Genomic DNA, 11,733 nt, shown 5'->3' on the forward strand with positions numbered 1-11,733 from the left:
CCCCGAGGGAAGCTTGCGGACTGTCCCATGAACGAGATCGACCCCGCGCGCCGCTTTTCACCCGAAGCGGTGCGTAAATTCGACGGCCCGGCCGATGGCGATGCGCCGGGCGGCATGAACGACGTTGCCCGACAGGTCGCCACGCAATACCGGCGCGATACGATGTCGCCGATTATGGTCAGCGGCGTCCTGCGCATGGTCGAATTCGCGGTGCTGTTCGTTTCGGGGCTCTGCGTCTATTTCTACTATGTCGGGTTCTTCAACTATCTCGCCTGGCAATATCCGGTGACGATTGCCGCCGCGTCATTCCTCGCCGTGGTGCTGCTCGATGTCACCGACTGCTATCAGGTGGTCTCCCTCATGCGGCCGATCGCCAATTTCGGCCGCATCCTGCTGGCCTGGGCCGGCGCCTTCGCCCTGATGGCGTTGACAGCCTTCGCCACGAAGATGTCGGAAGATTATTCACGCCTGCTGTTCGGGACGTGGTTCGTCGTCGGCTTTGTCTTCCTCTTCGGCCTCAGGCTGGTGATGTCGAAGCTGATCCGGCGCTGGGCACGCGACGGCCGCATGGAGCGGCGCGCCGTCATCGTCGGCGGCGGCAGGGCGGCGGAGATCCTGATCCGCTCGGTCGAAAAGCAGCCTTACAACGACATCCGCATCTGCGGCATCTTCGACGATCGCAGCGACAAGCGCTCGCCGCCCATCGTTGCCGGTTATCCCAAGCTCGGCACCATTTCGGAACTGATCGAGTTCGCCCGCATCGCCCGCATCGACATGCTGATCGTGTCGCTGCCGCTGACCGCCGAAACGCGCGTCCTGCAATTGCTGAAGAAGCTGTGGGTCCTGCCGGTCGACATCCGGCTGTCGGCACACTCCAACGCGCTGCAGTTTCGCCCGCGCGCCTATTCCTACATCGGCTCGGTGCCGATGCTCGACATTTTCGACAAGCCGATCAACGACTGGGATTCGGTCGCCAAGCGTGCCTTCGACATCATCTTCAGCCTCATCGGCATCGTCGTCTTCCTGCCGGTGATGCTCGGCACCGCGATCGCCATCAAGCTCGACAGCAAGGGGCCTGTCCTGTTCAAGCAGAAACGGCACGGCTTCAACAACGAGGTTATCGAGGTCTATAAATTCCGCTCGATGTACACCGACAGATCGGACCCGACCGCCAAGCAGACAGTGACCAAGAACGACCCGCGGGTCACCCGCGTCGGGCGCTTCATTCGCAAGACATCGATCGACGAGCTGCCGCAATTCTTCAACTCGCTGCTGGGCTCGCTGTCGCTCATCGGTCCGCGTCCACATGCCATTGCCGCGCAGTCGCACAACCTTCTCTACAATGAGGTGGTCGACGGCTATTTCGCCCGCCACAAGGTCAAGCCCGGTGTCACCGGCTGGGCGCAGATCAATGGCTGGCGCGGCGAGATGGACACCAATGAGAAGATCCGCATGCGGACGGAGTACGACCTCTACTACATCGAAAACTGGTCATTGCTGTTCGATTTGCGGATCCTGTTCCTGACCCCGATTCGACTGCTCAACACGGAAAACGCCTATTGAGCGCGATTTCCCACGAACTGCCGCCGGCCGCAGTCAACGCCAAGCTGATCGCCCTGATTTCTTCCAGCGCGGTGGTGCTCGGTATTCTCCTGTCCGGCTTCGTCATCAGCGAGCCGGCCCCTTATGAAATCTACATGGCCGGGCTGATCGCCGTCTGGGCCCTTTTCGGCCTGAGGATCTCCCGCGCCGCCACGCCGCTGCTGGTGCTGCTGGTGGCGATGAACATCGGCGGCATGATCTCGATGACGCAGATGGCGAACCTCGCCAACACGCCGCTCTATCTCGCCGTATCGCTGTTTCTCGCCTTCAGCGCCGTGTTCTTCGCATCGGTCACCGCCACGCAGCCGAACCTCTACCGTCTGATCTTCATTGCCTATGTCGTCTCGGCGGTGGCGACGTCGCTGCTTGGCATAGCAGGCTATTTCCACGTCTTTCCCGGTGCTGAAATGTTCACCAAATACGATCGCGCCGCTGGCGCCTTCCAGGATCCGAACGTGTTCGGACCGTTCCTGGTGTTGCCGGGCATCTATCTGCTCTATCTGCTCCTGACCGGACCGATCTCGCGCATGCCATTGCTGGCGATACCGTTGCTGATCATCACGGCCGGCATCTTCTTCTCCTTCTCGCGCGGCGCCTGGGGCATGTTTGCCGTCTCCGCCGTGCTGCTCACCGGCTGCCTGTTCCTGCAGAGCAACAGCGGCATGTTCCGGCTGCGCGTGGTGATCATGACGATCGCCGCACTGTCGCTGCTGGCCATCGCCGTGATCGTGATCTTGCATCTGCCTGGGGTGGCAGAGATGTTCTCCAACCGCGCGCACCTCGAACAGAGCTATGACACCGCCCGCCTCGGCCGCTTCGCCCGCTATACGATCGGTTTCCAGATGGCGATGGAGCATCCGTTCGGCATCGGCCCACTGGTCTTCGGCACGCTGTTCGGCGAGGACACGCACGACATCTGGCTGAAGATGCTGATGGACTATGGCTGGCTCGGCTTCGTGTCGTTCCTGACGCTTGTCCTGTGGACCCTGGCAGCCGGGTTCCGCATCCTTTTGCGTGACCGGCCGTGGCAACCCTATCTCTTGTGCGCCTATGTCGCCTTCATCGGCAATATCGGGCTCGGCACCTTCATCGACATCGATCACTGGCGCCACGTCTACCTGCTGCTCGGCTTGATCTGGGGTGCCATCGCGCTCGAATACCGCCATCAGCGGCGGCTGCGGCCCGCATTGCAGAGGCCAAGAGCCATCGTATCAACGCCGGTGCAACAAACGCCGAATTTTGGTTGACCGAAGCGGGGTTATCACGATACATCGCGACCGGTCCGGAGTGTAGCGCAGCCCGGTAGCGCACTTGACTGGGGGTCAAGGGGTCGTCGGTTCGAATCCGGCCACTCCGACCAATTATGCAGGACTTGCCCCCGAAGTCCGCCCGGCCAGTCAGCCGATTTTCGACTCGCCTCTTTCCGCGCCCTGGTTCCAGCTTCGGGATCCGGCCTCTAACCCTGGCACACATCCACCCATTCGGCGCCGACCAGGTCCGCCATACGCCGCGGCTCAATCCGTACCGCAGCGTTGGTGGCGCCGGCGGCGGGCACGACCTCGCCGAATTCGCGCAACGACACGTCGCAGTAGACCGGCAGCGGCGACGGCAGGCCAAACGGGCAGACGCCACCCACCGGGTGGCTTGTCGCCTCGACGACCTCTTCAGCGTCGAGCATGCGCGGCTTGCCGCCGAACTGATCCTTGAACTTGCGGTTATCCAGCCTGGCGATGCCACTGGTCACGACGAGCATGGTCCGTTCCGCGACGCGAAGACAGATCGTCTTGGCGATCTGCGCCGGCAACACACCATGCGCCTGCGCCGCCAGCGTCACCGTCGCCGAACTCGCTTCCGTGACGATGACCTCAATGTCCGGCGCATGCGCGGCGAAGAAGGCACGAACCGATTCCAAGCTCATATCAGAAGACCCACAGCTCAAAACCCAATGCACGGCGGACGCAATCGGCAACAGATCTGGATGCCGTGGGTATAAACACGTGCGATCGACAAGTCGGCAAGCCCGGCTTCTGGAGAACGCTGCGGCATCAACAAGAAACCCGCCAAGCGGGCCTGGCGGGTTTCTTGGGCATGCCTGTTGCTGGATTCTATGCCAGGGGCCGACCTTGTGCGGCCGGTGCCGGCGCAGCGGAAACAATCACAGCGTCCTGGGGCAGTTGAAGCGCGGACGCAATACGACGCAGCTTCGCCGGGTCGGCCGCCCTGCCGCTCTCGATGTCCTCGATCTCGTCGACCGACAGGCCGCAGGTCAGCGACAGCTCTTCCACGCTGTAACCGCGGGTTTCCCGCATCGCCTTGAGGGTGCTGTAAATTGGCCCGAGCTCATTGGCTAACGGTTCGGAAGGGGCATGTTCTTTTGCATTGTGGGGCATTGGCAACTCCGGTGGCTGAAAGCGTTTGATCAAAATGGATGTTGCCTGAGACGGGCAGGAAGATGCCCGCTCGCCAGCGATTTGCCAAGAGCCAAACGGGCCGTCACACTATCGTGAACCCCACACCTCGCTGGCGCATCTGCGCGTGCGTAGCCAAACAGCCGACCAAGACAGCTTGCAGCCCGTGCCATGGTGGTGATGGAGGCTCGGTCGGCCAGAAACAGTTCAGAAACAAAATTCTACAATCGGGAAATACTGACGAAAAAATTCGGGAGCGTAATTCCATTCGCGGCGGTCGGGCTATCGACCCGATTTATATCTGCCTGCGAAAAGAAGGAAACGATCCATGAAGAAGTCCCTCCTCTCGGCCCTCGGGCTTGCAGTTGCCCTCGCTTTCACGGCGCCGGTCATCGGTGCGACAAGCGCGGATGCGGCTCCGATGGCAAAGCATCATCGCCATCACCATCGCCATCATCACTACCACTACCACCACCATCACCACCACATGAAGAAAATGGTGAAGAAGGCCTACTAAGCATACCAGACGACCAACGAGAAGACCGCCTTGGCTTCTTGTTCAAGGCCGGTCTTCTCTTGGTGATGCAATGCCGGGGACGACGTGAATCGGGCCTGTCGAGTTACACCGAAACCGCCGGCCCCAGAATTCCGGCGTCAATCCCGATGCCCCGACGGTAAGCGAAACCTTTCACGCAGAGCCAAATCACGATACGGCAAGGCATATGCTGACCGGGTACGCGCACCGGGGTAGGTTTCGCCAACTTGGCCAGGTATTCCCGATGACGGCCGTGGCCGATGTTTCCTGGAAAAATCGTCTTGTTCTGTCAGTCGCACGATTGTGGCTCACGGCTCGTCACCCTGTCCTTGTCGCACGATTTGCCGTGGAACTGGGTTATCTGCCCAATCCGGCCGCGCCCGTGCGCTACAATGAACTGGTGCTGTGGCGGAAAATCGTCGACCGCAACCCGCTGTTCGTGACGCTGACCGACAAGCTCGCGGCCAAGGTCTACATCCGTGACGCCTGCCCCGGGATCGCCATGCCAGAGACACTCTGGTGCGGGCGCGACGCTGCCAATATCCCTCCGGGCCTGCTGACCAGCGCCGCTGTGATCAAGGCAAACCATGGCTGCGCGATGAACATATTCGTTTCCGAAGGCGGGCCGGACCGTGCTGCCATCGTGCGCAAGGCGAGGCGCTGGCAACGCGAACGCTATGGTCGGCGCCATGGCGAATGGGCCTATCGGCCAATCGTGCCCGGCAAGCCAATCCGTTGCCCGGGAGGGATCCGGATTATCCCGACGAAGACCAGGCCCTGCCCGTCAATGCGAGGCTGCTCGACCATGTCCGCCAGGCGATCTCGATAGCACCTGGCATTGCTGGCGACCTCGACTATATCCGCATCGACTTCCTAGTCACCGACGATCGCCTCTATGCCGGCGAGATCACTGTCTACTCGGCCGCCGGCTACGGCACTTGGACGAACCCGGCGATCGCAGCAGAAATAGAACGGCTCTGGCGGCTTGAGCAGTCCGCATTCCTGCGCCGACCGCACAGGGGTGCTGTGCACCTCTATGCCGAAGCGCTTCGCGCCAGATGCCGAGGCGACAGCCGATATCGCTGACCGGATCGGCCAGCGCGCGGTGTGCGCAAGTGCTCCAAAAAGAGGATGACGGCGCCAAAACGGCGAGCCGCCATTGTCTGCCTTGGAATTCACAATGCCAAGGACAGCGAGGGCATCTCAGCGTCGGCTGAACAACAGGCTGGCCACCAGGCCGAGCACCACAAGGCCAACCGCGGCAGCAGCCGCCGGATGGTCGCGGGCCGATCTCTCGATCACCCTTCCCTGCTTACGAATTGCCGGCATGGCATCGCGCAGACGGCCGGCAAGATCGGAATATGTGTCGAGCGCGGCATCACGACCATCTTCATAGTAGGCGCCACCCCGCCTGGACACTGCCTTGCGCAACGCCGCGAGTTCCCTCGACAGCGCCGTGATCTGCTTTTCGAGATCGATGTCCGAAAGGGTCGAGAATGATGCCATCGTTACGTTTCCTTCTCTTGCAGAAGGAAACGTAACGCCTCACCCCGAGGCGGGTTCCAGTTTCGCGCCTTCAAAGCACTTCGTGCGACGCTCAGCGCACCTGGTCGAGCAAGCGCTTGCATTCGAGCAGGTCGAACAGCGCCTCCTGCAGCAGCGCGCGATTGTCGCGCGAGAGTTTCGAGGCGTCCGGCTGAACGGGACCTTCCTCATCGCCCTTGCCAAGGCCGAAAAAGCGGCGGCTGGGCTTGACCCTTGGCTGGCCAACCAGTTCATCATCGCCGCCGCGCGGCTGCGCTGCCGACGTCAGCGGCACCTGGTCGGCCTGCTTTCGCTGGGAAATCGCTTCGACCGCGGCCATGTCGCCATTGCCGATGGCAACCAGGAAATGGTTGCCGTTTTCGCGCAGCAGCTTCTGCACGCCCTTGATGGTGTAACCCTGGTCGTAGAGCATGTGGCGGATGCCCTTGATCAACTCGACATCCTGCGGCCGGTAATAGCGCCGGCCGCCGCCGCGCTTCATCGGCTTGATCTGGTTGAAGCGCGTTTCCCAGAAACGCAGCACATGCTGCGGCAGGTCGAGGTCCTCGGCGACCTCGCTGATGGTACGAAAGGCGTCAGGGCTCTTGTCCATGGGCGAAATCCTCACGCTGGAGCGTGATCCGGAACGGTCTTCAGACGAAATCACGCTCAACAAAGAGAGAAGCTTATTCCGTTTGCGCGGAATGGATCATACGCGGAACACCAATCCGGCCATGCTGCCGAATCGGGCCTTATTTCAGCGGTTTGTGCAACAATATTCAAGCCCAACGTTATGGTGAGGGCCGGTTTTCAACCGTACAATGGAGGCTACTTGCCGCCCTTGGCCTTGCTGTTCTGGTGAGAGCGCAAGATGCGGTTCTTCAATACGTTGGACGACTTGAAGGTCATCACCCGGCGCGGCAGGATGGGCACCTCCTCACCGGTCTTGGGATTGCGTCCGATGCGCTCGTTCTTGGAGCGGACATGGAATGTCGCGAAGGACGACAGCTTGACCGTCTCGCCGCGGACGATGGCTTCGCAGATTTCGTCCAGAACGGCTTCAACGAGTTCGGCGGATTCAGTGCGCGACAGACCGACCTTCCGGTAGACGGCCTCGGCAAGGTCGGCGCGCGTAAGTGTCTTTCCCCCCATGCGACCGTCCCATCAGCTCAAACATAAAATCGGCACAACAACGGCTGAGCCTAAGTAATTGATCCGTCAAGGTCAAGGACCGAAACCGAGCCGTTCGGCACTTACCAGCGAAGCAGAACGGCGCCCCAGGTGAAGCCGCCGCCCATCGCTTCCAGGAGCACAAGGTCACCCTTCTTGATGCGCCCATCGGCAACGGCCACCGACAGCGCCAACGGCACGGAAGCCGCCGAGGTGTTACCGTGCAAATTGACGGTAACCACCACTTTTTGCTCTGCTATCCCGAGCTTCTTGGCGGAAGCGTCAATAATTCGTTTATTGGCCTGATGCGGCACGAACCAGTCGAGATCGTCGGCGGTGATCCCGGCGGCCGAGAAGGTCGCCTCGATAACGTCGGTGATCATGCCGACCGCATGCTTGAAGACCTCGCGGCCCTCCATCCTGAGGTGGCCGACCGTCCCCGTCGTCGATGGTCCCCCATCGACAAAAAGCTTGTCCTTGTGCGTGCCGTCGGAGCGCAGGCTGGCCGCCAGAACACCGTGGTCGGCGATCGTGCCGCCCCCCTCGCCCGCTTCCAGCACCAGGGCACCGGCGCCGTCGCCGAACAGCACGCAGGTCGAGCGGTCGTTCCAGTCGAGAATGCGCGAGAATGTTTCCGAGCCGATCACCAGCACGCGTTTGGCCAGGCCGCCGCGAATATAGAGATCGGCCGTGGTCACCGCATAGACGAAGCCCGAGCACACCGCCTGCATGTCGAAGGCAAAGCCGTGATGCATGCCGAGCCGGTCCTGGATTTCGACCGCGGTGGCCGGGAACGTGTTGTTGGGCGTCGACGTCGCCAGCACGATCAGGTCGATATCGTCTGGCGTCAGCCCCGCATCGGCAAGGGCGGCGCGCGCCGCGGCCTCGCCCAGGGAAGCCGTCGTCTCATCGTCGCCCGCGATATGGCGCTGACGGATGCCGGTGCGCTGGGCGATCCACTCGTCCGAGGTTTCGACCATGCCCTCGAAATCGGCATTCTTCATGATGCGGCGGGGCAGCGCGGCGCCCGTGCCGCGCACGACTGATCTGATCAAAGTTCTTTCCTATTCCTTCGCGTCGCTAACGACGTCGGATTTCCGATATGACAGGGCATGCGGGTTGCGCGCATGAAACAGATCCAGGTCGGCCTCGATGCGGTCGAGCAGATTGTTGCGCACCATGTCGTAGCCGAGCTCGATCGCCGCGGCAAAACCGTCCGAATCAGCACCGCCATGGCTTTTGACGACGATGCCGTTCAGTCCCAGGAACACGCCGCCGTTAGAGCGGCCGACATCCATCTTCTCGCGCAGGCGATCGAAAGCGCCCTTGGCGAAGACATAGCCGATCCTGGCCATCAGGGTGCGGCTCATGGCGGCGCGCAGATAACCCGCGATCTGGCGGGCGGTGCCTTCCGCCGTCTTCAGCGCGATGTTGCCGGCGAAGCCCTCCGTCACCACCACGTCGACCGTACCCTTGCCGATATCGTCGCCTTCGACAAAGCCATGATAATTCATCGAGGCCATGTTGGCCTCGCGCAGCATGCGTCCCGCTTCCTTGACCTCTTCCTGGCCCTTGATCTCTTCCACGCCAACGTTGAGCAAGCCGACGGTCGGCCGGGCAATGCCGAATACGGAGCGCGCCATGCCGGTGCCGAGAATGGCAAAATCAATGAGCTGGTGCGCATCGGCGCCGATGGTGGCGCCAACGTCGAGGACCACGCTTTCGCCACGTAATGTCGGCCACAAGGCCGCGATCGCCGGACGATCTATGGTGGCCATGGTGCGCAGGCAGAATTTCGACATCGCCATCAGCGCGCCGGTGTTGCCTGCCGAGATACAAGCGTCCGCAGTGCCCGACTTAACCGCCTCGACCGCCTTCCACATCGACGATTTCCAGCGGCCATGGCGCAGCGCCTGGCTTGGTTTGTCGTCCATCCTGACCGCGACCTCACAGTGGAAGAATTCGCTCACCTCGGCCAGTTTGGGAAACTTGGCCAGTTCAGGACGCACCACGTCCTCACGCCCGTAGATGACGAAACGGATGTCTGGGCGGCGGGTCGCGACCGTCATGAGCGCCGGAATGACCACGGCTGGTCCGTGATCGCCGCCCATGGCATCGATGGAAATCCTGATCACGCGGTATTCATCTCACGGTTAGGCGGCAGGTCGCTTTAGTGATCGCAAAGGTTTGGCGAAAATAGCGGTTTTGGGTTTTCACACAACCGACTTTTCCGTCGCGGGCGAGGTTTTCAGGATTTTCCCAGCAAGGACCGCAGTTTTTGCTGAAATTCGTTCTCCTCCGGTTCGGTGTCGCCGCCGGCGTCCAGGGATGCGCCCGGCTTGCGCGGATAGGGGTCGATCGCCAAACCGAAGAACTGCTCCGCGAGTGCGCCGACATCGATGGTGTCGCCGGAAAATGTTTCGGGACTGTCGGGCCCGTCCGCATCGAGCAGAATCTCGCCACCGCCTTCAAATCCCTGCCGTCCAAGCTTGGAGTCCTCGGGGAGCAGCAGCGCCTCGACCGGCTCGTCGATATGCGCCGCGACGGGATCGAGCGTGACGATGCAGGCTTGCGTGATGTCGGCCTCGACGCGGCCGCTGACCTTCACGCCATTGCGCTTCCAGGAGGCGACCAGGAGTTCCGCCCGATAGGCTTCGACAGACAGCAGCCCGTGCTCCTCGGCAAGGGCCGCGCGCTGTGTGGCGTCGGCCTCGATCACCACGGGCAGCCCTTTCTGCGGCAGCCGGGCGACATTCGCGAAAAAGGAAACCGGGCTTTGCGGATCAGCATGTTTCATCGATCGACCTCCCTGGCCAGCGGAAATGTCACCGTCCCGGAAACGATTGATTCGGACGGCTGCGCCGCCAGTTGCCGGCAGGCGCCGGCGACATAGCCGGCCAATTGCGATGCTTCCGGCCAGATGCCGGCGTCGGGCCGGATGTTGCGGGCAAGTGCCGCGGTCAGCCCGTCATGATCGTTTCTTTCCAGCGCATCATCATAGGCTGCCGTGCGGCCATAAAACATCTTGGCCAGTTTCTTCATCCGCTTCGGCACGCCGACGTCGCCAATGCCCAGTTCCCGCAGCGAATGATCGACGTCGAGGAAGAACTCGTCGATCAGCACCTGCGCGATCTCCTGCGCCACGCCGTTCTCGCCACGCAGCCGATGCTGGAACAGGAACATGTGCAGCGAAAGCATCTCGAAACGGCCAAGCGGCGTGTCCGGCACACTCCAGTGGGAATAAAATGCAGTCTGCCGCGCCGCCGCCACGATTTGTGCGTAGAGCGCGTCGGTGATGGCGCGGTTGGTGTGGCGTTCACGGCCAAAAAGGCGCTGGAACATGGGGATGGTCTCCGGGGACCGTTTGTTGAATTGGCCTTGTTGCATCGGCAAGCAAGCTGGTTTACCGGTTTTGCGGCCCAGCGCAAGTTGCGGCGATGTAATGGAGAATTGTTGTTGCGCGCGCTGAATTTCAAGTCGACCTTCACTTCCAGGCCCGCCGGCGCGATCTCGCTGCTGCTTATGGTTTCGGCGCTGTCGGCATGCCACACGAACAAGATGATCGGCGATCTCAATCCAAGCGAGACGCTGACGCAAGGGTATGTCATCGACCAGCAGGCGGTCGATTCGGTACCGGTCGGCTCCAGCCGCGAGCAGGTGCTGCTGGCGCTTGGCACACCGTCGACCACGGCGACCTTCGACAATGAGGCGTTCTACTACATCTCGCAGACGCGCAAGCGCTATGTCGCGTTCGACAAGCCGCACCTGGTGGACCAGCATGTGCTGGCGGTCTATTTCGGCCCGGACGGCCGCGTCACCCAGATCGCCAATTACGGCCTGAAGGACGGCAAGATATTCGACTTCATCTCGCGCACCACGCCTACTGGCGGCAAGGACCAGAACTTCCTCAGCCAGATCATCAACGGCGCCAGCAAGCTGGCGCCCGGCATCCCCGGTGGTGGCACCCCCTGATCTTTAGTCACTGCTTCCCTCCGGGGAAAAGCAGCAACATCTCAGGCGACCAAAAACCCGTGGGAGCGATCTCACGGGTTTTTGTTTGGCCCCGGACCGGCCGACTTGCCAGGGATGGGGCGCCCTGCGTGTGGAAATTCTTGCCGCGGCCGAGGACCCTCGACCCTTGAAGAAATCCACCTATCTGAAACGCCGGATTCTGGCAGCATGCGGCATCCATCCGAGAGCCAGCAAGTTTTGTCGCAAAATGCGGGCGCGGCGCCTTCGGCACCAGGCTACGTGAGATACGCGGCCTGCCGGCGACGCGGCGCGCGAACCAGGAGTGGACGACGTGCTGGCCCGCTCCCGCAAGCGTGCCGACAGCAATGGAGCCAAGCCGGACGGCGGCTGAAGCACTATGCTTGATCCGGACCAAACAAAACCCGCGGGGATCGCTCCCCGCGGGTCAGACTGCTGACGAACCCCGTCGATTTTCGGCGGGGTTTTGTTTTGCGCGTTGATTGAGCTTTGTAAATTGGTGTC

Annotated in this window: 15 protein-coding genes and 1 tRNA gene; 7 read left to right on the top strand and 9 right to left on the bottom strand. The window is 61.7% G+C overall.

Translation table 11 applies throughout. The annotated features are described in order from the left end of the window. Positions 1-27: 27 nt before the first annotated feature. From FJ934_RS10810 to FJ934_RS10820, 3 genes are all read left to right on the top strand, one after another. On the top strand, positions 28-1,563 hold the full coding sequence (locus FJ934_RS10810; protein ID WP_140609531.1) for an undecaprenyl-phosphate glucose phosphotransferase: 1,536 nt from the start codon (positions 28-30) through the stop codon (positions 1,561-1,563). Then, positions 1,560-2,849, top strand: coding sequence for an O-antigen ligase family protein (locus FJ934_RS10815; protein WP_140609533.1), 1,290 nt, complete (start codon positions 1,560-1,562; stop codon positions 2,847-2,849). The genes FJ934_RS10810 and FJ934_RS10815 overlap by 4 nt, the downstream gene beginning before the upstream one ends. 36 nt (positions 2,850-2,885) lie before the next feature. After that, positions 2,886-2,962: transfer RNA gene (locus tag FJ934_RS10820), tRNA-Pro, on the top strand. Positions 2,963-3,058: 96 nt separating this feature from the next. Here FJ934_RS10820 and FJ934_RS10825 read toward each other — a convergent pair. Together FJ934_RS10825 and FJ934_RS10830 are read right to left on the bottom strand one after the other, a co-directional pair. Continuing rightward, positions 3,059-3,520, bottom strand: a complete 462-nt coding sequence (locus FJ934_RS10825; RefSeq protein ID WP_140609535.1) for a YbaK/EbsC family protein — start codon at positions 3,518-3,520, stop codon at positions 3,059-3,061. A gap of 187 nt (positions 3,521-3,707) precedes the next feature. After that, on the bottom strand, positions 3,708-3,992 hold the full coding sequence (locus FJ934_RS10830; RefSeq protein ID WP_140609537.1) for a helix-turn-helix transcriptional regulator: 285 nt from the start codon (positions 3,990-3,992) through the stop codon (positions 3,708-3,710). Between the two features lie 346 nt (positions 3,993-4,338). Between FJ934_RS10830 and FJ934_RS10835 the strand changes: the two genes are divergently transcribed. Both FJ934_RS10835 and FJ934_RS28345 read left to right on the top strand, forming a co-directional pair. Further along, positions 4,339-4,527 (top strand): hypothetical protein, encoded by a 189-nt coding sequence (locus tag FJ934_RS10835; RefSeq protein WP_140609539.1) that lies wholly within the window; start codon positions 4,339-4,341, stop codon positions 4,525-4,527. A 364-nt stretch (positions 4,528-4,891) separates the two neighbouring features. Continuing rightward, a complete protein-coding gene (locus FJ934_RS28345; RefSeq protein ID WP_246671483.1) occupies positions 4,892-5,374 on the top strand; it encodes a hypothetical protein in 483 nt (160 codons plus the stop codon). Positions 5,375-5,748: 374 nt separating this feature from the next. On the opposite strand, the gene FJ934_RS10845 is transcribed toward FJ934_RS28345, so the two are convergent. After that, positions 5,749-6,051 carry a hypothetical protein gene (locus tag FJ934_RS10845; RefSeq protein WP_140609543.1) on the bottom strand — a complete coding sequence of 101 codons (303 nt, stop codon included), beginning with the start codon at positions 6,049-6,051 and terminating at the stop codon, positions 5,749-5,751. Positions 6,052-6,142: 91 nt separating this feature from the next. Next, positions 6,143-6,682 (bottom strand): MerR family transcriptional regulator, encoded by a 540-nt coding sequence (locus tag FJ934_RS10850; protein WP_140609545.1) that lies wholly within the window; start codon positions 6,680-6,682, stop codon positions 6,143-6,145. On the opposite strand from FJ934_RS10850, the gene FJ934_RS10855 reads away from it, so the two are divergent. Beyond that, the gene (locus tag FJ934_RS10855; protein ID WP_140609547.1) at positions 6,681-6,869 is read left to right on the top strand and encodes a hypothetical protein; all 189 of its coding nucleotides are present in this window, start codon (positions 6,681-6,683) and stop codon (positions 6,867-6,869) included. The two genes, FJ934_RS10850 and FJ934_RS10855, sit on opposite strands and share 2 nt — an antisense overlap. Before the next feature lie 28 nt (positions 6,870-6,897). On the opposite strand, the gene FJ934_RS10860 is transcribed toward FJ934_RS10855, so the two are convergent. The 5 genes from FJ934_RS10860 to FJ934_RS10880 all read right to left on the bottom strand — a co-directional run bounded on the left by FJ934_RS10860 (position 6,898) and on the right by FJ934_RS10880 (position 10,581). Next, positions 6,898-7,221, bottom strand: coding sequence for an integration host factor subunit alpha (locus tag FJ934_RS10860; RefSeq protein WP_010915609.1), 324 nt, complete (start codon positions 7,219-7,221; stop codon positions 6,898-6,900). 101 nt (positions 7,222-7,322) lie between these two features. Beyond that, positions 7,323-8,294: a beta-ketoacyl-ACP synthase III gene (locus tag FJ934_RS10865; RefSeq protein ID WP_140609549.1), complete on the bottom strand. Its 972-nt coding sequence runs from the start codon at positions 8,292-8,294 to the stop codon at positions 7,323-7,325. Between the two features lie 9 nt (positions 8,295-8,303). Beyond that, a complete protein-coding gene (plsX, locus tag FJ934_RS10870) occupies positions 8,304-9,374 on the bottom strand; it encodes a phosphate acyltransferase PlsX (RefSeq protein WP_140609551.1) in 1,071 nt (356 codons plus the stop codon). Positions 9,375-9,487: 113 nt separating this feature from the next. Then, a complete protein-coding gene (locus tag FJ934_RS10875) occupies positions 9,488-10,036 on the bottom strand; it encodes a DUF177 domain-containing protein (protein WP_140609553.1) in 549 nt (182 codons plus the stop codon). Beyond that, a complete protein-coding gene (locus tag FJ934_RS10880; RefSeq protein ID WP_140609555.1) occupies positions 10,033-10,581 on the bottom strand; it encodes a ubiquinol-cytochrome C chaperone family protein in 549 nt (182 codons plus the stop codon). Before FJ934_RS10880 ends, FJ934_RS10875 begins: the two co-directional genes overlap by 4 nt. Before the next feature lie 114 nt (positions 10,582-10,695). Between FJ934_RS10880 and FJ934_RS10885 the strand changes: the two genes are divergently transcribed. After that, complete coding sequence (locus FJ934_RS10885) at positions 10,696-11,211, top strand: outer membrane protein assembly factor BamE (RefSeq protein ID WP_140609557.1); 516 nt, start codon at positions 10,696-10,698, stop codon at positions 11,209-11,211. Positions 11,212-11,733: the final 522 nt, after the last annotated feature.

The sequence above is a fragment of the Mesorhizobium sp. B2-4-12 genome, assembly GCF_006441575.1.
GTDB lineage: Bacteria > Pseudomonadota > Alphaproteobacteria > Rhizobiales > Rhizobiaceae > Mesorhizobium.

Coding starts and splice junctions, on each gene's coding strand:
- FJ934_RS10845 (WP_140609543.1), bottom strand. CDS start 6,051: ATGGCATCATTCTCGACCCTTTCGGACATCGATCTCGAAAAGCAGATC.
- FJ934_RS10860 (WP_010915609.1), bottom strand. CDS start 7,221: ATGGGGGGAAAGACACTTACGCGCGCCGACCTTGCCGAGGCCGTCTAC.
- FJ934_RS10875 (WP_140609553.1), bottom strand. CDS start 10,036: ATGAAACATGCTGATCCGCAAAGCCCGGTTTCCTTTTTCGCGAATGTC.
- FJ934_RS10810 (WP_140609531.1), top strand. CDS start 28: ATGAACGAGATCGACCCCGCGCGCCGCTTTTCACCCGAAGCGGTGCGT.
- FJ934_RS10825 (WP_140609535.1), bottom strand. CDS start 3,520: ATGAGCTTGGAATCGGTTCGTGCCTTCTTCGCCGCGCATGCGCCGGAC.
- FJ934_RS10880 (WP_140609555.1), bottom strand. CDS start 10,581: ATGTTCCAGCGCCTTTTTGGCCGTGAACGCCACACCAACCGCGCCATC.
- FJ934_RS10855 (WP_140609547.1), top strand. CDS start 6,681: ATGGGCGAAATCCTCACGCTGGAGCGTGATCCGGAACGGTCTTCAGAC.
- FJ934_RS10835 (WP_140609539.1), top strand. CDS start 4,339: ATGAAGAAGTCCCTCCTCTCGGCCCTCGGGCTTGCAGTTGCCCTCGCT.
- FJ934_RS10830 (WP_140609537.1), bottom strand. CDS start 3,992: ATGCCCCACAATGCAAAAGAACATGCCCCTTCCGAACCGTTAGCCAAT.
- FJ934_RS10850 (WP_140609545.1), bottom strand. CDS start 6,682: ATGGACAAGAGCCCTGACGCCTTTCGTACCATCAGCGAGGTCGCCGAG.